Consider the following 379-nt stretch of genomic DNA (forward strand, 5'->3'; position numbering starts at 1 on the left):
GGCCTGCTTTATTTCAAACCGAAATTGCACTACTAATTGTTCAAGCATTTCAATGATATCGATTTTAGTTTTTTCTAAGTGAGTCCCTTTGTTTTGAAAACGTGTATATTCAAATAGATCATTTATCAGATTAGTTAGTCTTAAAACCTTATCATATACAATCTCTATAAAATAACGTAATTCTATTTCATCCCTATATTTATCTTGATGAATATAGGTTAAATATCCTACAATTGAGGTCAACGGTGTCCGTAAATCATGTGAAACATTTGTAATCAAATCTTTTTTTGTCTGTTCTATTAAACGTTCTTCTTCAATAGATATTTTTAATTGCTTTGCTATGTTATTAATTTCTTTAGCCAATTCCCCTAATGGAGTA

The 379-nt window shown here is 28.5% G+C and carries 1 protein-coding gene; it reads right to left on the reverse strand.

Going from position 1 to position 379, the window contains the following annotated elements; genetic code table 11:
* On the reverse strand, window positions 1-379 hold a 379-nt coding region (locus AC1DJR_RS33940; RefSeq protein ID WP_477004668.1), incomplete at both ends, for a histidine kinase dimerization/phospho-acceptor domain-containing protein.

The organism is Bacillus sp. 05T31 (assembly GCF_056396725.1).